Origin of the sequence: Streptomyces calvus (assembly GCF_006782915.1) — a bacterium.
GTDB lineage: Bacteria > Actinomycetota > Actinomycetes > Streptomycetales > Streptomycetaceae > Streptomyces > Streptomyces calvus.
The window spans coordinates 34,602-53,904 of record NZ_VCNP01000005.1 but is presented as its reverse complement, the minus strand read 5'-3'; the positions used below and the strand labels follow the sequence as shown (position 1 = coordinate 53,904).

14 protein-coding genes and 1 pseudogene are annotated in these 19,303 nt (G+C 73.2%); 11 read left to right on the top strand and 4 right to left on the bottom strand.

Translation table 11 applies throughout. From position 1 onward, the window contains the following. The first annotated feature begins 28 nt into the window (after positions 1 to 28). The 8 genes and pseudogenes from FGW31_RS01700 (at position 29) to FGW31_RS01665 (ending at position 9,108) form a co-directional block, all read left to right on the top strand. Positions 29 to 1,021: an alpha/beta fold hydrolase gene (locus FGW31_RS01700; protein WP_142191481.1), complete on the top strand. Its 993-nt coding sequence runs from the start codon at positions 29 to 31 to the stop codon at positions 1,019 to 1,021. Positions 1,022 to 1,083: 62 nt separating this feature from the next. Next, complete coding sequence (locus tag FGW31_RS01695; protein ID WP_142191480.1) at positions 1,084 to 1,494, top strand: AraC family ligand binding domain-containing protein; 411 nt, start codon at positions 1,084 to 1,086, stop codon at positions 1,492 to 1,494. 223 nt (positions 1,495 to 1,717) lie between these two features. After that, entirely contained in the window at positions 1,718 to 2,827 is a 1,110-nt protein-coding gene (locus FGW31_RS01690; protein WP_142191479.1) for a substrate-binding domain-containing protein, read from the top strand. A gap of 119 nt (positions 2,828 to 2,946) precedes the next feature. Beyond that, positions 2,947 to 4,287 (top strand): ABC transporter substrate-binding protein, encoded by a 1,341-nt coding sequence (locus tag FGW31_RS01685; protein ID WP_142191478.1) that lies wholly within the window; start codon positions 2,947 to 2,949, stop codon positions 4,285 to 4,287. A 27-nt stretch (positions 4,288 to 4,314) separates the two neighbouring features. Next, a complete protein-coding gene (locus tag FGW31_RS01680) occupies positions 4,315 to 5,289 on the top strand; it encodes a carbohydrate ABC transporter permease (protein ID WP_142191477.1) in 975 nt (324 codons plus the stop codon). Beyond that, complete coding sequence (locus tag FGW31_RS01675) at positions 5,286 to 6,149, top strand: carbohydrate ABC transporter permease (protein WP_142191476.1); 864 nt, start codon at positions 5,286 to 5,288, stop codon at positions 6,147 to 6,149. Before FGW31_RS01680 ends, FGW31_RS01675 begins: the two co-directional genes overlap by 4 nt. A 31-nt stretch (positions 6,150 to 6,180) precedes the next feature. Beyond that, positions 6,181 to 7,206 carry a hydroxyacid dehydrogenase gene (locus tag FGW31_RS01670; RefSeq protein WP_142191475.1) on the top strand — a complete coding sequence of 342 codons (1,026 nt, stop codon included), beginning with the start codon at positions 6,181 to 6,183 and terminating at the stop codon, positions 7,204 to 7,206. Further along, positions 7,203 to 9,108: pseudogene (locus tag FGW31_RS01665) on the top strand (DUF2264 domain-containing protein). Before FGW31_RS01670 ends, FGW31_RS01665 begins: the two are co-directional and overlap by 4 nt. A gap of 15 nt (positions 9,109 to 9,123) precedes the next feature. Here FGW31_RS01665 and FGW31_RS01660 read toward each other — a convergent pair. Continuing rightward, on the bottom strand, positions 9,124 to 9,999 hold the full coding sequence (locus FGW31_RS01660; protein WP_142191474.1) for a hypothetical protein: 876 nt from the start codon (positions 9,997 to 9,999) through the stop codon (positions 9,124 to 9,126). A gap of 374 nt (positions 10,000 to 10,373) precedes the next feature. Here FGW31_RS01660 and FGW31_RS01655 point away from each other — a divergent pair, with 374 nt between their 5' ends. Next, on the top strand, positions 10,374 to 13,757 hold the full coding sequence (locus tag FGW31_RS01655; RefSeq protein WP_142191473.1) for a CARDB domain-containing protein: 3,384 nt from the start codon (positions 10,374 to 10,376) through the stop codon (positions 13,755 to 13,757). A 195-nt stretch (positions 13,758 to 13,952) separates the two neighbouring features. Continuing rightward, positions 13,953 to 14,864 carry a hypothetical protein gene (locus FGW31_RS01650; RefSeq protein ID WP_233288496.1) on the top strand — a complete coding sequence of 304 codons (912 nt, stop codon included), beginning with the start codon at positions 13,953 to 13,955 and terminating at the stop codon, positions 14,862 to 14,864. Between the two features lie 23 nt (positions 14,865 to 14,887). Here FGW31_RS01650 and FGW31_RS01645 read toward each other — a convergent pair whose 3' ends face one another. From FGW31_RS01645 to FGW31_RS01635, 3 genes are all read right to left on the bottom strand, one after another. Next, the gene (locus tag FGW31_RS01645; protein WP_182674785.1) at positions 14,888 to 16,351 is read right to left on the bottom strand and encodes an alpha/beta hydrolase; all 1,464 of its coding nucleotides are present in this window, start codon (positions 16,349 to 16,351) and stop codon (positions 14,888 to 14,890) included. 236 nt (positions 16,352 to 16,587) lie between these two features. After that, positions 16,588 to 17,598 (bottom strand): MASE1 domain-containing protein, encoded by a 1,011-nt coding sequence (locus tag FGW31_RS01640; protein WP_142191472.1) that lies wholly within the window; start codon positions 17,596 to 17,598, stop codon positions 16,588 to 16,590. A gap of 51 nt (positions 17,599 to 17,649) precedes the next feature. Beyond that, positions 17,650 to 18,480, bottom strand: coding sequence for a PP2C family protein-serine/threonine phosphatase (locus tag FGW31_RS01635; RefSeq protein WP_142191471.1), 831 nt, complete (start codon positions 18,478 to 18,480; stop codon positions 17,650 to 17,652). Between the two features lie 181 nt (positions 18,481 to 18,661). Here FGW31_RS01635 and FGW31_RS01630 point away from each other — a divergent pair, with 181 nt between their 5' ends. After that, the gene (locus tag FGW31_RS01630) at positions 18,662 to 19,012 is read left to right on the top strand and encodes a hypothetical protein (RefSeq protein ID WP_142191470.1); all 351 of its coding nucleotides are present in this window, start codon (positions 18,662 to 18,664) and stop codon (positions 19,010 to 19,012) included. Positions 19,013 to 19,303: the final 291 nt, after the last annotated feature.

Sequence of the window (19,303 nt, the reverse complement as noted above, 5' to 3'; positions counted from 1 at the left end):
CCCGACCCGCACGCCCATGGAGGTCCCCATGTCACAGCACCCGGTGAGCGCACCCACGCACCGGCTCGTCCCCCCGCCCGCGGGCCGGCTCCACGTGGTGGAGCAGGGCAGCGGGCCGCTGGTGCTGCTCGTCCACGGCTTCCCGGAGTCCTGGTACTCCTGGCGCCACCAACTGCCCGTCCTCGCCGCGGCCGGTTACCGCGCGGTGGCCGTCGACGTGCGCGGCTACGGCCGTTCCTCCCGGCCGGCCGCCACGGACGCCTACCGCATGACGGAACTGGTGGCGGACAACGTCGCGGTGGTGCACGCCCTCGGCGAACGGACCGCCGTCGTCGTCGGCCACGACTGGGGTTCGAACGTCGCCGCCACCTCGGCCCTGCTCCGGCCCGACGTCTTCCGCGCGGTGGGCATGCTCAGCGTGCCGTACGCCCCGCCCGGCGGTCCGAGGCCGAGCACGGTCTTCGCGTCGATGGGCGGCGACGAGGAGTTCTACGTCTCCTACTTCCAGGAGCCGGGCCGCGCCGAGGCCGAGATCGAGCCCGACGTACGCGGCTGGCTCGCCGGGTTCTACACGGCGCTGTCGGGCGACACCGAACCGGCGGCCGACGCACCCGACCCCCATTTCGTCACCCCGGGCGGCACCCTCCGCGACCGCTTCCCCGCCCACCGGCTGCCCGGCTGGCTGAGCGAGGCCGATCTCGACGTCTACGCCGGGGAGTTCGAGCGCACCGGCCTGACCGGGGCGCTGGCCCGTTACCGGAACATGGACCGCGACTGGGAGGACCTCTCCGGCCACGAAGGGGCGCCCGTCACCCAGCCGTCGCTGTTCGTCGGCGGCGCCCTCGACGCGTCCACCACCTGGATGGCCGACGCCATCGACGCCTTCCCCGTCACGCTCCCCGCCCTCGGCGGCCTGCACATCCTCGACGGCTGCGGCCACTGGCTCCAGCAGGAGCGCCCCGCCGAGACCAACCGCATCCTGACGGACTGGCTGGAAGGACTGCCCGGACCCGCGTGCTAGGTTCCCTTGCGCAGGGCCACGGCGGACGCGGCGCGTCCCATTCCAGCGGGCGGTGACACCGGATGACGTCGGAGGACGGCGACACGCGCGACGACGGTGCCCCACTGCCCCGCATCCTGTACGACACGAGCGCGTCGGCCGCGCCCGAGGACCTGTCCGCGGGCGCCCTGTGGCGGCTCGCCGAGTCCGGCCGGCAACTCGACGCCAACGTCGTGCACCTCCCGGCCGGGCACCGGGTCGACACCCACCGCGAGCCCGACCTCGACGTCCTGCTGCTCGTCCTCTCGGGCACCGGCACCCTCACCGCCGACGACGGCACCCATCCGCTGCCCACGGGCGTGCTGACCTGGCTCCCGCACGGTTCCGCGCGGAGCCTGGCCGCGGGGCCCGACGGCATGACGTACCTCACCGTCCACCGCCGCCGCCCCGGGATGCGCATCCAGCGCCGGGACCCTTCGGTCCACCGCATCTGACCCTTCCCGGCCGCCCGGCGACGCCCGCGCGCACGGCTCCCGGCCGTCCGCGCGGCCCCCTTCCACCAGCCGCAGTCGCGTCACGGGTCCACCAGCCGCAGTCGCGTCACGGGCCCTTCTCCGGATGCTGCTCCGCTCCCCTGACGGCTGCCGCTCCCGGCACTCGAACGATCGTTATGATGCTCGTATCGCTCAAACGAACATCAGGCGCGGGGAGGGGCTCATGCGGGAGCCGGTCGAACTCAGGAGGCAGCGGATCCTGGCCGCCGTCGCGGCGCGCGGTTCGGCGCGGGTGAGTGACCTCGCCGCCGAACTCGAGGTGTCGGTGGTGACGGTGCGGCGGGACGTGGAGGACCTTGCCCGCGAGGGCCGGCTGCGGCGCGGCCACGGCGTGGTGCGCTCCGCCCTCGCCGCACAGGACGTGCCGGCCCGGCCCGCGCCGGAGGGGGACACGGTCGCCGTCGTCGTCCCGGAGCGCCACTCGTATCTGTACGAGTCCCTGCACGGGGCCCGCGAGGTGCTGGAAGCCGCCGGCAAGCGCATCGCCCTGCACATCGCGCCGCAGGTGGCGGGCGCCGAGCGGCCACTGGCCGAGCGGGCCCTCGCGGACGGCGCCGAGGGCCTGCTGCTGGCCCCGCGCTGGCGCACCCGGGCCGAAGAGGAGGCCGACTACGCCTGGCTCGCCGCGCTGGACGTGCCCGCGGTGCTGATGGAGCGGCGGCCCTCGCCGGGCAGCGCCCTGCACGCGATGGACTCGGTCTGCTCCGACCACGGATACGGCGCCCACCTCGCCGTGGAGCACCTGGTGGAGCTGGGCCACCGGCGGATCGTGTTCGCCACCCGCGACGACAGCCCCACCGCGCGCACCCTGCGCTCCGCCTTCGCCCGGATCGCCGACGCGCATCCGCTGGTGGAGGAGTGGGCGTGGACGCTGAGCGCCCCGGAGTCCGGCCAGGACGGGCCGTACACGGACCAGGAGACGGCGGAGCTGTCCGTCCTGCTGGGCAAGGTGGGGGCCACGGCGGCGGTGCTGCACGGCGACGTGGACGCGCTCATGCTGGTCCAGCAGCTGACGGAGAGCGGTGTGCGGGTGCCCGAGGACTGCTCGGTCGTGGCCTACGACGACGTGGTGGCCGGGCTCGGGACGACACCGCTGACGGCCGTCGCCCCGCCCAAGGCGGACGTGGGCCGGGCCGCCGCGGAGCTGCTGCTGCGGCGGCTCGGCGCACCGCGGCACGGTCAGGGGCCGGTGCGGCGGGTCGAACTGTTGCCGGCGCTGAGCGTGCGCGGGTCGACCCGCGCACGGCTCGGCGGGACCCGGGACACCGAATGAGCGTTTGAACGTTTCATTTTCTTCTGATCGGTCTATTGACCGTTTGCCGATCGGGCGTCGAGTATTCCCGTGTCCCGAACAGCCGTGTCCCCGGACACGCAGGAGCCGCGGGAGGCACCATGCCCGGTCGACACCCCCGTCGATCCGTGCTCGCCGCGATGGCCGCCGTGCCGCTGACAGGAGCCCTCGGCGCCTGCAGCGAAGGCGCGGACACACCGTCGCGCGGCACGACACGCGCGGGCAAGGCAACACGCATCACCTTCTGGTCCGCCCTGCGCGGCAGCCAGGAAGTGGTCGACGCCTTCAACCGCACCCACGACCGCATCCAGGTCGACTTCCAGCAGATCCCCTCCGGAGGCCAGGGCGGCTACGCCAAGCTCAGCAACGCCGCCCGGGCCGGCAACGCGCCCGACGTCGCCACGATCGAGTACCCGCAGGTGCCGGGCTTCGCCATCGACGGCGTCGCCCTCGACATCACCGACCTCGTCGACGCCTCGCTGCGCCGGAAACTGCTGCCGCAGGCCTTCGACCTGACCACCTTCCAGGGACGCACCTACAGCGTCCCGCTCGACGTCGAGCCCATGGTCATGCACTACCGCACCGACCTCTTCGAGAGGTACCGGCTCGACGTGCCGCGCACCTGGGAGGAGTTCGCCGACCTCGCCGCCGCCGTGCGCCGCAAGGCCCGCGACCGGCGGCTGGTGCTGTTCCCCACCGACGGCGCCACCCAGTTCGCCGCCTACTCCTGGCAGGCCGGCGCCCAGTGGTTCGACATCCACGACGGCGCCTGGAACGTCTCCCTCGCCGACGCCCCGACCCGGCGCGTGGCCGGCTACTGGCAGGACCTCATCGACCGCGACGACATCTTCGTCAACGCCGTCGAGAGCCGGCAGTCCGACGCCCAGATCGGCAACGGCCTGGTCCTCACCCGGCTCAGCGGCGCCTGGGACGCGGGCGCCCAGATGAACGCCCGCCCCGGCCAGCGCAACCAGTGGCGCATCGCCCCGCTGCCCCAGTGGGACCCGGCCCGCCCCGCCGTCGGCACCCACGGCGGCTCCACGTTCGCCGTCACCAAGGACAGCCGCCACCCCGAGGCCGCCATGGAGTTCATCGCCTGGCAGGTCTCCCACCCCGACGCCCTGCGCGCCCGCCTCTCCAGCGGCACCAGCAGCCAGTACCCGGCCGCCTCCGACCTCGTCGCCGTGGGCCGGGACGCCTTCGACCGGTCGTACTACGGCGGCCAGGACATCTACGCCCTCTTCCGGCAGGAGGCGGAGAAGATCCGCGACGGCTGGGTGTGGGGTCCGCGGATGACCGCCACCGGCAAGGTCATGCAGGACTCCTTCGCCCGGGCCGGCGCCGGCCGCGGCACCCTCATCGACTCCGTGCGCGCCGCCGAGGACGGCACCATGCCCGACCTGAAGGCCCTCGGCCTGTCGACCAGCCGGCACAGCACCTGAGCCGCCCGAAAGGCAGGTGACACCCTCATGACCACCACCACCGAGCAGCCCGTGCGGGCCCCCGCACCGCACACCGCCGCCCCCGCCGACCGGGCCCGCAGGACCGCCCGACGCCGCCGGCTGGCCGCCTGCGGCGTGCTGATGACACCGTTCTTCCTCCTGCTGACCGCCGTCTTCCTCATCCCCGTCGGCACCGCCACGTACCTCAGCTTCTTCAGCGACGACCAGCCCGGCCTCGGCTTCGGCCCCGAACGCACCGTCTTCGTCGGCCTGCGCAGCTACGCCGCCGTACTCACCGACCCGACGTTCCTCGGCGGCCTCGGCACCGTCGCCCTGTACTGCCTGATCTACATCCCCCTCATGGTCACCGGCGCCCTCGTGCTCGCCCTGCTGCTGGACTCCGGAGTCGTCCGGCTGCGCGCCTGGGCCCAGCTCGGGCTGTTCCTGCCGCACGCGGTGCCCGGCATCATCGCCGCCCTGATCTGGCTGTACCTCTACACGCCCGGCATCAGCCCCGTCATCGACCTGTTCGCCCGCGCCGACATCACCATCGACTTCCTGGGCGTGCACACCGTCCTGCCGTCCATCGTGAACATCGCCCTGTGGAGCAACCTCGGCTACAACATGGTGGTCTTCTACGCCGCGCTCCAGGCCGTGCCCCGCGAGGTGATCGAGGCCGCCGTCGTCGACGGCGCCGGCCCCGTGCGCACCGCCCTGCGGGTCAAGACCCCGCTGGTGCGGGCCTCGATCGTGATGGTCGCGATGTTCACCCTGATCTGGGCGCTGCAACTGTTCACCGAGCCGATGCTGCTGAGCCAGTCCTCCCCGATGATCAACTCGCGGTTCTCGCCCAGCATGTACATCTACGACGCGGCCTTCACCCGCAACAACTACAGCCTGGCCGCGGCCGCCTCGGTCGTCCTGCTGCTGTTCACCATCGCCCTGTCCTACGGCGTCACCCGCTTCACCAGCCGCAACGCCGCCGCCGAGGAGACCCGATGAGCGCCACCGACAGCACCCTGCCGCGCCCCCGGACGCTGGGCCGCGCCACCGTCAACGCCGTCGTCGGCCTGTCCGTCCTCTACACCCTGCTGCCCGTGCTGTGGCTGCTGCTCGCCGCCGCCAAGAACCGGGACGCGCTGTTCGGCAGCGCCCTGCTGTCCCTGAGCGACTTCTCCTTCCTCACCAACCTCGGCGACCTGTTCGCCATGGAGGGCGGCCAGTACGGACGCTGGTACGTCAACAGCCTGCTGTACGCCGTGCTCGGCGCCGCCGTCGGCTCCCTGGTGAGCGTCGCCTGCGGCTACGCCTTCGACAAGTACCGCTTCCGGCACAAGGAGAAGCTGTTCGGCCTGGTCCTCGCCGCCGTCATGGTGCCGCAGACCGTCCTCGCCCTGCCGCTGTACCTGATGGCCTCCGAGGCCGGGATCGTCAACACCTTCTGGGCGGTGTTCGTCCCCGTCCTGTTCAACCCCTTCGGCGTCTACCTCGGCCGCATCTTCAGCCAGGGCTACGTGCCCGACGAGGTGCTGGAGGCCGCCCGCATCGACGGCGCGGGAGAGCTGACCATGTACGCCCGGGTGGCGCTGCGGATGCTCGGGCCCGGCCTGGTCACCGTCTTCCTGTTCCAGCTCACCGCCATCTGGAACAACTTCTTCCTGCCCATGGTGATGCTGTCCGACCAGGACCTGTATCCCGTCAGCCTCGGCCTGTACACGTGGAACAGCTCCGCGTCGGTCTCGCCGGAGTACTACCCGGTGGTGATCATGGGGTCACTGCTGGCCGTGCTGCCCCTCATCCTCGCCTTCGCCCTGCTCCAGCGCTTCTGGCGCAGCGGTCTGACCGCCGGCGCCGTGAAGTGACCCCGCTCGCACAAGGAGTTCCCCCACCACCATGACCGAGCTCACGCCCGGCCCCCGCCCCCGCGCCGCACTGGCGATGTCCCCGGACGTCGCCTCGGCCGTCCTCGACGACGAGTCGCTCGCCGCCCTCGCCGCCCTGTGCGACCTCGCACCCCTGCCGGTGCTGGACGACCTGACCACGGCCCGCGCCCGCACCGTGCTCGCCGGCGTCGACCTGCTGGTCACCGGCTGGGGCTGCCCGCCCCTGGACGCGGACGTGCTGCGGTCGGCACCGCGACTGCGGGCCGTCGTGCACACCGCGGGCAGCGTACGCGGCCATGTCACCGACGCCTGCTGGGACCGCGGCATCGAGGTCTCCTCCGCCGCCGCGGCCAACGCCCTGCCCGTCGCCGAATACACCCTCGCCATGATCCTGCTCACCGGGAAGCGGGCACTGGAGTCCGCACGCGACTACCGCGCCTCCCGCGTCCGCCCCGACTGGCTGCGCACGCCCCGCTCGGTCGGCAACCACCGCCGCACCGTCGGCATCCTGTCGGCGTCGCTCATCGGCCGCCGGGTCATCGACCTGCTCCGCCCGCACGACGTGGACGTCCTGCTGTACGACCCGTACGTCGACGACGCCGGGGCGAAGGAACTCGGCGTAAAACGCGTGCAGTTGCCCGAGCTGTTCCGGCGCAGCGACACCGTGAGCGTCCACACCCCGCTGCTGCCCGGCACCCGCGGACTGGTCGGCCGCGCACTCATCGACTCGATGCGCCCCGACGCCGTCCTCATCAACACCGCGCGCGGCGCGGTCGTCAACCAGGACGCGCTCACCGACGCCGCGCTGGCCGGACGCATCCGCGCCGTGCTCGACGTGACCGACCCCGAAGTCCTGCCGCCCGCACACCCGTTGTGGAGCTGCGACAACGTCCTGCTCACCCCGCACCTCGCCGGCTCCCAGGGCAACGAATGGCGCCGGCTGGCCGACCTCGCCGTCGCCGAGACCGCGCGCTGGGTCTCCGGCGAGGGCTTCCTCCACCCCGTACGACGCGAAAGGCTGGCCTTCCTGGCATGAGCATCCCGTTCGAACTGCCCGCCGACGACCACGACCTGAGCCCGTCCACCGGTTACACCCGGGCCCACTGGGAGGCCGTGGCCGACGGACTCCTGACGGCCACCCGGCGCTGGAGCACCCCCGGCTGCGCCCTGCTGGACCTGCCGGGCCGGCCCTCCCGTTCGGGAGTGCGCTCCGACGGCCTCGAAGGGTACGCCCGCACGTTCCTCGCCGCCGCCTTCCGGGTCGCGGGCGCGGGCGGCGACGACCCGCACGGCCACCTGGAGCGGTACGCGAGCGGACTCGCCGCCGGCACCCGCACCCCCGGCCGCGACGACACCGAGTCCTGGCCGCTGATCCTCGACCACGACGTGCAGGGCCAGCCCATGGTCGAGTCGGCGTCCGTGGCGCTCGGGCTGCGGCTGACCGCGCCCTGGCTGTGGAAGCACCTCGACGCCGGCGTGCAGGACCGCGCGGAGGAGTGGCTGCGGGGCGCGCTGCGCCACACTCCGGCACCCAACAACTGGTACCTCTTCCCGTACACGGTCGCCGGGTTCCTGGAGTCCGTCGGCCGCGGCGACGCCGAGACGGCGGCGGCCCGGCAGCGGGCGCTGGAACTGCTGGAGGGCTGGTACCGGGGCGAGGGCTGGTACGCCGACGGCGACGGGCGCGCCTTCGACCACTACAACGGCTGGGCGCTGCACCTGTACCCCGTGCTCGACGCCCATCTCGCGGGCGACGGCGAGGCACTGGCGCACCACGGCGCCCGGCTGCGCGCCCACCTCGAAGGGTTCTCGCTGATGTTCGGCGCGGACGGCGCGCCGCTGCACTTCGGCCGGTCGCTGACCTACCGCTTCGCCGCCACGGCCGCCCCCGCCCCCCCCGCGGCCCCCCCCCCCCGCCCCCCCCCCCCCCCCCCCCGCCCCCCCCCGCCGCATCGCCAGCGGCGGGCTGCGCCACTTCCTGGACCGGGGCGCGCTCACCGCCGACGGACTGCTGTCCCTGGGCTGGTACGGCCCGCACGAGGCGAGCCTGCAGAGCTACTCGGGCCCGGCGTCGCCGTACTGGGCGTCCAAGGCGTTCGTCGCCCTGCTCGCCCCACCCGGCCACGCCCTGTGGACCGACCGCGAGGAGCCGGCCCCGGTGGAGGAGGCCGACCGGGTGCTGGCGCTGCCCGCACCGGGACTGCTCCTCCAGGCCACCCGCGCCGACGGGATCGTACGGCTCCACAACCACGGCAGCGACCATGTGCGCCCGCACGAGGGCGAGACGGCGGCCGAGGACGACCCGCACTACGGACGCCAGGCCTACTCCACGCGCACCGGTCCCACCGCACCGGGCAACACCGCCGACAACCACCTGTCGGTGCACACCGGCGGCCGGCGCAGTGTGCGCCGCCGGGTGCACCCGCTGGGCGCCGGGCACGGCGACGGCTGGGGCTGGGCGGCCTCCTGGCACCGGCCCGTCTTCACCGGCGGCCCGCCGATGGTGCCGGGCCTGCGGGGGGAGAGCGTGACGGTGGTCCACGGACGGTACGAGCTGCGGGCGCACCGGGTCGTCGGAGCACCGGCGGGCGCCCGGCTCGGTCTCACCGGCTGGGCCACCGGCCCCGAGGAGTCCCTGACCTCCGCCCTGTACGGCCTGCACGGCTGGGACGACGCCTGTCCGGAGCTGGTCCGCGCCCCCCAGGGCACCGCCTGGACCCCGTGGGCCCGGCTGCCGCGCCTCACCGGCGGCTGCGGCGGCACCTCCGTGCACGTCGCGCTGGCGTCCCTCACCGCGGAGCCCGGCGCCGCGCCCCTGTCGGAAGCGGTGGCGGAGGTACTGGTGGACGGTGCGACCGTCGAGGTCACCTGGGCGGACACGGGCACCCGCACCCGGATCGCCTTCGACCCGGTGGGGGTGCGTCACACGGAACGGTGAGCTGATGGGCCGGCGTCAGGACGCCGCGCCGGCCTCACCGTCCGCGGTCCTCGGGGCGGCGTCGGGCGCGGTGTAGAAGACCGACGTGCCCTGCTTGGTGCGCTGGGCCTGGTTGCGGGCGACCAGGCCCTCCAGGGTGCTGCGCACCACCGTGGTCCTGATGGTGCGGTCGGGGTGCGCCTGGCCGAGGGCGGTGGCGACCTCCGCGGCGGAGCGGGGTTCGCGGTGCTCGGCGAGGTGCCCGCGCACGAGTTCCACCAGCTTGGGGCCCTCGGCCTTGGCCGGCTTGGCCGCCTTGGCCGCACGGGACGTCGGCCCGTCCGCCTTGACGACCCGCGACGTGGGCGCTTCCGCCTCCGCCTGAGTCTGCTGCTTCGTCTGCTTCTTCGTCTTCACCGCGGACGCCTTGGTCCCGGCCGACTTCGCCGAAGGCGCCTTCGCCGTCGGCGACTTGACCGCTGACGGCTTGGCCGCGGACTTGCCCGACGCGGTGCGCGGGCCCGTCGTCCTGCCCCGCTTCGGCTTGTCCGCGCCGGACTTGGCGCCGCGCCTCCGGCGCGGTGCCGGGACGGTCGCACCGCCCGCCGGAGCCTCGGACCCGGTCGTTGCCGCCGGCTCCGCCGCCTCCGACTCCTGTGCCGCCGCCGGTCGGGACGCCGCAGCCGGTTCGGACGGCGCCGCCGGTTCGGCGGGCGCCGCGGTGAGGCCCAGCGCCTGCTGCATGCTCACCAGAATGGCGTGGTCGTGCTGAAGCACGGTCAACTGCTCCCGCAGCGCCGCGATCTCCGCGGTGATCCGCTCCTGCTCCTTGACGTTGCGCTCCAGGTCGCCTGCGACCTGAGCGGTGTACTGCGACGTGAGGTCCGTGGCCGCGGTCGAGTTCTCGGACATGGCGGTGCCCCTTTCTTCCTCGTGGTTCCCCTGGTGGCCAGCCATGGTACGGCCGCGGGCGGTTGACCGTTTCTTCTGAGGGGCCCTCGGTTGACGTCCCGGCGCCGCACGGGAGACCCGGCCGCCTTCACGGGCGTTGTGTGCACGCCATTGACAAGTGAGGCGAGAGCCGGAAACTTCAATGCCGGAGCCGCAAGAAGCGAACGGAGCAACGCAAAACACGTACTGATGCCTGTTCAATCCATGGCAGAGATCTCGACGCTGCTCTGGTCCCGGCCACACCGCCCGCGCCCGCGAGCACTCCGCACCGCTCCGCCGCACGTCCCGCACACCGCCCCACCACGCCCCAGCACCCGCCGTGGAACGAGGACTTCATGAGACGGAAGCGATTCGGCCCGCGGACGATCACCGGCCTGCTCCTGGCCGCACTGATCGCCGTCGGTCTCCAGCCCGGCACCGCCCGAGCCGCCGCGGCAGCGGCACCCGGCCCCAACCTGGCGCTCGGCAGGAGCGTCACCGCCGGCGGCTCCCACGCCGGCCATCCCGCGACCAACGTGACCGACGGAAGCCAGCTGAGTTACTGGGAGGGCCCCGCCGGGGCCTTCCCGCAGTGGATCCGCGTCGACCTCGGCACCACCGTCGAGGCCGGCCGGGTCGTCCTGAAGCTGCCCACCGGCTGGGAGGCCCGCACCCAGACCCTCGCCGTCGAGGGCAGCACCGACGGCTCCGCCTTCACCGGCCTGTCCGGCTCCGCCACCCGCCGCTTCGATCCCGCCGGCGGCAACACCGTCACCGTGGACTTCACCGCCCGCCAGGTGCGCCACATCCAGGTCCGGGTGACCGCCAACTCCGGATGGAACGCCGCCCAGTTGTCGGAGATCGAGGTCTACGGCAACGACGACGGCGGCACCCCGCAACAACCCCCGGCCGACGGCGGCAATCTGTCACTCGGCAAGCCGATCGAGGCCTCCTCCACAATTCACTCGTTCGTGGCCACCCACGCCAACGACGGGAAGCGGGACACCTACTGGGAGTCCGGCGGCCACCCCGCCACCCTCACCGTCGACCTGGGCGCCGACGCCGACCTCACCGCCGTCGTCGTCCGGCTCAGTCCCGACCCCGCCTGGGCGAAGCGGACGCAGAGCATCGAGATCCTCGGCCGCGACCGGACGGGCGGCACCTTCACCTCGCTCAAGGCCCGCGCCGACTACACCTTCGACCCCGCCTCCCACGACAACACGGTCACCGTCCCGGTCTCCGGCCGCTACGCCGAGGTGCAGTTGCGGTTCACCCACAACTCCAGCGGATACGGCGCCCAGGTCGCCGAGTTGGAGGTGACCGGCACCGCGGCACCCAACCCGGACCTGGTCGTCCCGGACCTCACCTGGACCCCCGCGGCCCCCACCGAGTCGGACGCCGTCACCGTCCGCGCGACCGTCCGCAACGCCGGCACGGCCCCCTCCGCCGCCGCCACGGTCGACGTCAGCCTGGAGGGAACCGTCGCGGGCAGCGCGCCCGTCGGCGCCCTCGCCGCCGGTGCCTCGACGACCGTCGCCGTGGACGTAGGCCGGCGCGCCGCGGGCAGCTACACGGTGACCGCCGCGGTCGACCCCACGGACACCGTGCCCGAACAGGACGACACCAACAACAGCCGCACCGCGACCGGCAAACTGACCGTCGCCCGAGCCCCCGGACCCGACCTCGAGATCCGGAGCATCGGCACCGACCCGGACAGCCCCGCCACCGGTGCCTCGGTGAACTTCACCGTGTCCGTGCACAACCGGGGCACCTCGCCCGTCCCCGCCCGCACCGTGACCCGCCTCGCCGTGGGCGGCCGGACCCTCGACGGGACCACCGCCACCGTCGCCGCGGGCGCCACCGCGCAGGTCCGGGTGAGCGGCACCTGGACCGCCACCACCGGCCCCCACGTCCTCACCGCGACCGCGGACGCCATGGACACCGTCGAGGAGACCGACGAGAACAACAACGTCCTCACCCGCTCGATCGTGGTCGGACGCGGCGCCGCCGTGCCGTACACCGAGTACGAGGCGGAGGACGGCACGTACCGGGGCACGCTCCTGACCGCCGACGCCGAGCGGACCTTCGGGCACACCAACTTCGCCACCGAGTCCTCCGGACGGAAGTCGGTCCGCCTCGACTCCACCGGCCAGTACGTCCAGTTCACCTCCACCAACCCGACGAACTCGATCGTCGTCCGCAACTCCGTCCCGGACGCCCCGGGCGGCGGCGGCACCGAGGCCACGCTCAGCCTGTACGCGGACGGCGCGTTCGTGCAGAAGATCCGGCTCAGCTCCAAGCACAGCTGGCTGTACGGCGACACCGACGACCCCGAAGGGCTCACCAACACCCCGCAGGCGGACGCCCGCCGTCTCTTCGACGAGTCCCACGCGCTGCTCGCCAGGTCCTACCCGGCGGGCACCGTCTTCCGGCTCCAGCGCGACACCGACGACACCGCCGCCTTCCACGTCGTGGACCTGATCGACCTGGAACAGGTGGCCCCGCCCGCCGACAGGCCCGCCGGGTGCGTCTCCATCACCGAGTACGGAGCGGTCCCCAACGACGGCATCGACGACACCGACGCCCTCCAGCGCGCCGTGACCGCCGACCAGAACGGGCAGATCGACTGCGTGTGGATCCCTCCGGGCCAGTGGCGCCAGGAGCAGAAGATCCTCACCGACGACCCGCTGAACCGCGGCCAGTACAACCAGGTCGGCATCCGGGACGTCACCATCCGCGGCGCCGGCATGTGGCACTCGCAGCTCCACACGCTGACACCGCCGCACCAGGCGGGCGGCATCAACCATCCGCACGAGGGCAACTTCGGCTTCGACATCGACGACAACACCCGGATCTCCGACATCGCGATCTTCGGCTCGGGCACGATCCGCGGCGGCGACGGGGGAGCCGAGGGAGGGGTCGGCCTCAACGGCCGGTTCGGCAAGAACACCAGGATCAGCAATGTGTGGATCGAGCACGCCAACGTCGGCGTCTGGGTGGGCCGCGACTACAGCAACATTCCCGAACTCTGGGGCCCGGCCGACGGACTGGAGTTCAGCGGCATGCGCATCCGCGACACCTATGCGGACGGCATCAACTTCGCCAACGGAACACGCAACTCCGTGGTGCAGAACTCGTCGTTCCGCAACACCGGCGACGACGCGCTCGCGGTGTGGGCCAGCAAGTACGTCAAGGACCCCGCCGTCGACATCGGCCACGACAACCACTTCCGCAACAACACCGTCCAACTGCCCTGGCGCGCCAACGGCATCGCCATCTACGGCGGCCACGGCAACACGATCGAGAGCAACCTGATCCACGACACGATGAACTACCCGGGCATCATGCTGGCGACCGACCACGATCCCCTGCCCTTCTCCGGACAGACCCTCGTCGCCGACAACGGCCTGTACCGCACCGGCGGTGCCTTCTGGAACGAGGACCAGGAGTTCGGCGCCATCACCGTGTTCGCCCAGGGCCCGGACATCCCGGGCGTGGTGATCCGTGACACCGACATCCACGACTCGACCTACGACGGCATCCAGTTCAAGTCGGGCGGGGGAGCGGTGCCGGACGCCCGGATCACCGGTGTCACCATCAGCAGGTCGAACAACGGCGCGGGCATCCTCGCCATGGGCGGCGCCCGCGGCAGCGCCACCCTGACGGACGTCACCATCACCGGTTCGGCCGAAGGGGACGTGGTGATCGAACCCGGCTCGCAGTTCGTGATCAACCGGTAGGCGTCACCCGCGCGCGGTACTCCGTCCGGCGGGCCCGTACTCCACCCGGAGTGCGGGCCCGTCACCCGAAAGGGCGCCGGGCAGCGGCGCGCCGGGCCCGCACGGAACCGTTCCGGGGTGGGCAGATGGGGGGACTTGGCCGGACTCGCGCGGTGCGCCGAGGCGAATTCCGGAAGTCGAAGTCAGGCTGAGGGCATGGCTTCATCGATCGACTGCCCGCACCGTCCGTGTCCCCGCACCCCGTCCCGGGACGGCGCGCGGACCGCCGCTGCCGTGCGGGGGCACGGCCGCGTGGCGGCGTACGCCGTCGTTCTCGTCGTGCTGGCGGCACTGACCGGCTGCGGAGCGGTCACCGGCACCGCACCGCGTAACGCCCCATCGGCCACCACGCCGACCCCCGGCGACCCCGCCACCGCGGCGGCGCCGGGCCCGCCCGGCGGCGCGGACACCGCCCGCCCGGCCGGTCCGCCCGGCGGCGGGCAGACCGCGCAGGGCCGGGCGGGCGCCGAACCCCGGCCGCCCGCCCTCATTCCGGGCCTCGGGCCGCGCACCCTGGCGTGGATCCCGGACAACGCCCGCCAGGTCCTCGTCGTCACCGGCAGGGGCAGGGACGCCAACCGTTCCGAGGCCGTACTCCACACGCACACCGGCTCCGGCTGGCAGGCGGGCCCCAGCTGGCCCGCCCGCAACGCCCTCAAGGGCTGGACCGACGACCACCGCGCCGGTGACCTGCGCTCACCCGTCGGCGTGTTCACCCTCGGAGACGCCGGGGGCCTGCTGCCCGACCCCGGCACCGAGCTGCCGTACGACCGCTCGGACGGGTTCGCCGTCAGCGGCACGGGCTTCGCGGGAGAGCCGCTGGCCGGGTCCTTCGACTACGTCGTCGCCATCGACTACAACCGTGTGCCGGGCACCTCCCCGCTGGACCTGACCCGCCCCCTCGGTGCCGACAAGGGCGGCGGCATCTGGCTGCACGTCGACCACGACGGGCCCACCCAGGGCTGCGTGAGCCTGGCGGAACGCCACATGCGAGACCTCCTGCGGGCCCTCGACCCCGACCTGCACCCGGTGATCGTCATGGGTGACGCCGGATCACTGAGCAGGTGAGGTGCCGAGGGACCGCCCGCCGGTCAGGGCGCGATGCCCACGCCCTCCACACGGCTCCAGGACCTCTCCTGCACCGCCGTCATGGCCGGCCAGTCCGTACCGCCCGGACGCGGCCTGACGCGTGAGGCGTACGAGGACGGCCGGTAGCCGGGCTCGTAGAAGCACCCGGTGCCGTAGGTGCGGTCGAAGGCGGCGCAGGACGCGGCGACCGAGCGCGGCGTGGGCCTGTCCCCGGTGCGCGCCCAACGGTCCAGCGCCGCCAGGGAGGTGGCGTACTCGGCATCGCTGAGCGCGCTGTGCTCGTGCTCGCGGGTGAACGTCTGCACCAGGTGCCGGTCCCGGTGGGCGCCCTCCAGCGTGTCGCGGTAGGCAGCCTCGTGCTCGACGAACGCCGTGGGATCGCCGACGGCGTGCAGCGTCAGGACCGGGATGCTCACCTTGCCGGTGAGGTCGCTGTCGTAGGACAGGTCGCGCACGGCCGTCGGATCGGCGGTGAACCGCTCCACGCCGGCGTTGAGCGCCTGGTCGTCGTGCGAACCGGTGTAGCGCACCCCCTCGTTGGTGAACGGGTTCCGGCCGCCCAGCCGCTCGTGCACGATGTCGCGGAACGTGAAGACCGAGAACCGCAGGTGCGACTCCAGGGTGCGCTCCGGGATTCCGGTGACGGCGAGGATGTCGTCCAGGTTGCGCTGCTGCGGCGCGGTGCGCTCCTCGGCGGGGGAGGCGTAGCCCGTGCACTCCTGGAGCCGGGCGCGCAGCCCGGCCGTGGTCAGTGTCGAGGTGGCCCGCAGGCCCTGCCACAGCGGGTACTGCGGCTCGTCGGGACGCGGCAGGTTCCGGCAGTAGTACTGGTAGACCACGCGCAGGTCGACCCGGTGGTCGTAGCCGCGGGAGCCGCCGCCGAGGACTCCGTTGGTGAGCAGCGCGCCGTCGTAGGGTCCGCTCGGACCGCCGTACGCCTCCACGACCTTGGCGGCCACGTTGCCGCCCCAGGACTGGCCGTGGACGTAGGTGCGCTGCGGCCGGCCGAACTCCTCGGTGAACAGGCGGCGCAGGTTCTCGGTGTCGGCGGCCGCCATCCGGGTGCCGTAGCCGCCCCGGCGGTAGGACGAGCCGGCCCAGGCGTACCCCTGGTCCACCACGACCTGCCACCGCTCCAGGTCGCCGGTGCTGCGTTCCGGGTCGGAGACCTCGCCCAGGTCGGGGCCGCCGTGCGCGTGGACGACGAGCGACCGGTTCCAGTCGTCGGGGACCGCGATCGCGTAGTGGGCGCCGTTGTCGTCCCGGCCGGTGTAGCAGGTGGCCTTGTCCGCCAGGCCGGCGGGACAGGCGGCGGGCGCCGGCTCGGTACCCTCGGCGCCCACGGCCGGCGCCTGGGTCAGCGCGCCGACGGCGGCACCGGCGAGACACAGCCCCACCGCGCGCCGGCGGTCCCGGCGGGAACGGAAGAAGCGGGGGAGGCGGGGGACGTGACGGGATCTGTTCAAGGCACGGCTCCTGGTGTCGGCGGCGCGTTCTCGCGCATGCGCCGGGATGCTAGGAAGGCCGGACCGTGAGGGCCATGGGATCGGCGGTTGCGTTCATACTGTTCGGCCGCGGTCGCCGGCCCGCCGTTCCGGCAGGCGGGGGTGCGGGGCGTCCGCGCGGATACCGCGGCCGGGGACGCCGGTCCCGCGACCCGCCCGCCTCTCGACGGTCCGGCCGGTGCGCTGCCGGGCCCAGGTCACCCGCGCGTGTCCCGGCGTCCGCCGCCCTCCTCCCTCGACGGCCGGCCGGGCGGGGGTTCACCGGCCGTCAGATGCTCCAGGACCTCCACCAGTTCCTGACAGGCGCGCTCCACGGAGCGTCTGGTGTTGTGCTGTTCGGTGATCACCGCGGACAGCAGCAGGGCGGTCAGGGCCATCGCCCCGTTGAACGCCTGCAGGTTGATCATGATCTCCACGTCGGACAGGTGCTCGAACGGCCCGACGCGGTCGGTCGCCGCGAGCGTGGCCAGCACGGAGGCGTACAGCGCGCAGACCATGCTTCCGGCGAGCTCGAACCGCAGCGCCGACCAGATCAGCAGCGGATAGACGGAGAACAGCACACTGGCCGGGCTGTGCGTGGCCAGGGGCACCAGGACGGCCGTGGTCACCGTCAGCCCCAGTACCTCCTTCCACCGCGACAAGCGCACCGGGGCACGGACGGTGCGCAGCACGAGCAGCAGCGGCGTGACCAGCAGGACCCCCATCGCGTCACCCACCCACCAGGCCAGCCACACCCCCCAGAAGTCCTCGCCCGGCAGGTCACCGGTGGCGACGAGGAGGCCCGCGCCGATGGACGAGCTGATCAGCATGGCCGCGAAGGCGCCGAGGAACACCAGGGCCAGGCAGTCCCGTAATCGGCCGAGGTCGGTGCGGAAACCCACCCTGCGCAGCAGCAGGTATCCGCACACGGGCGCGGCGGTGTTGCCCACCAGGACGCCCAGCGAGGACAGCCGCAGCGTGGTGAGGTGCACCAGGACGAACAGCGCGCCCAGCGCGATCCCGGCCCAGCAGCGCAGCCCGAGGATCAGCAGGCAGGCGACGGCCACTCCCGTGGGCGGCCAGACGGGGGAGACCACCGCACCGCCGACGCTCATATGGCGCAGCAGGCCCAGCCGGCCGCCCGCGTAGTAGCACGCGGCGACCGCCAGCGTCTCCAGGGCGAAGACGGCCGGCGTGCGCAGATCCCGGCTGGCCACCACACACGCCATCAGACACCGCGGCCGCGGTGTCGGCGAGGCGGGACGGGTGCGCCCTCGGCCCTATGGCTGAGTGCGCAGCCCGTCGTGACCGATCACCAGAACCGCCGCGTCGTCCTCGTGCCCCACCCGCTCCGCCACCTTGATGACCGCGGCGGCGAGCGAGTCGGTGTCCATGCGCGCCACCGCGGCGACGCCGGCGAGCCGCACCACCTGGTCCAGTCCCTCGTCGAGCGACATGGACGGGCCTTCCACGACCCCGTCGGTGAGCAGCACGAACACCCCGCCGGTGTCGAGCCGGTACCGGGTGACGGGGTAGTGCACCCCGGACTGGATGCCCAGCGGAGGTCCTCCCTCGTCCTCGGTCACGCCGGCCCGTCCGTCGGCCGTGGCCCACACGCACGGCAGATGCCCGGCCCGTGCGCTCTCCAGCAGCCGGGTGGCCGGGTCGAGCCGCATGAACGTGCAGGTGGCGAAGAGGTCCGGGCTCAGCGACAGCAGCAGTTCGTTGGTGCGGGCGAGCAGTTCCCCCGGGTCGCTGTCGACGGAGGCGAGCGCCCTCAGCCCCACCCGCACCTGCCCCATGAAGGCGGCCGCCTCGATGTTGTGCCCCTGCACGTCGCCGATGGACAGGCCTATGCGGCCGTCGGGCATGGTGAACGCGTCGTACCAGTCGCCGCCCACGTTGAGTCCCTGGTAGGCGGGCGCGTACCGCACGGCCAGCCGCACTCCGTCGCCGACCGGAAGTCCCCTCGGCAGCATGCCCCGTTGCAGGGCGACGGCCAGTTCGACCCGGGAGCGCTGCACCTCCGCCTGGGCGCGCGCCTGGGCCGTCAGCGTCCCGAGCCTGACCAGAAGCTCGTCGCCGTCGTCCGTGGAACCGGTGCGGGACATGGATCACTCACTCGGGCGAGGCCGCGCACGGTCGGTGCCCGCCCTCAGGGACAAAACGCTCATTCATATATGAAAAGGATGATAGGCGGAACGGGGACGGCCGGGCCAGTCGCGGTCCGCGGTCCCGGCCCCGGCCCGCGCGCCCGGGACGGTGCGGCCCGGAGGCGTCTACGCTGTCCGCATGGAGCAGCGGGAGATCATGCAGCGGAGCGTCGGCATCCTCACCGAGGCCCTCGAGATGCGGCGCCGGCTCCGGGAGGACCCGGACGCCGACGTCACCCGCAACGGTGCCGTCGCCACGCTCCTGGAGGAAATGCTGCCGCACATCCAGCTGCCCGCCGACGCGAGCGTGCGGGAGGTGGCGGACATCGTCACCGCGGAGCTGGGGCCCGCCATCGTGCAGATCACCTCCGCGCTCACCTACGCCTTCGTCCAGCTCGCCGAGATCCACGACGAGGGCCGTACCGACGTCTCCTCCGCCGACGTCCTGCGCTCCATCTCCCTGCACTACGAGAGCGGCGGCCGGCGCTAGGGGCGGAGGCCGACTCCGGGTAACGGCGCCTTCCTGCCGAGTGGTCCCGGCAGGATCCGAACGGGCGCCCCCGGCGGTACTCCCGGGCTCCTGCGGCGGCCGACGCCTGCCCTCTTTTCGCGCCCGGCACCGTCCCGCGCGCGGACGGACGGACGGGCAGGCGGCTTTCCGCCGGATCCGGTCCGGGGTCTCCCACGCCCTTGACGGCGTGCGTGCCAGTGGCGATCCTCGGCCCAGAACTTGCGCCGGTCATGACAATTTCGTACCGCTTCGTACCACTCCGTCGACGGA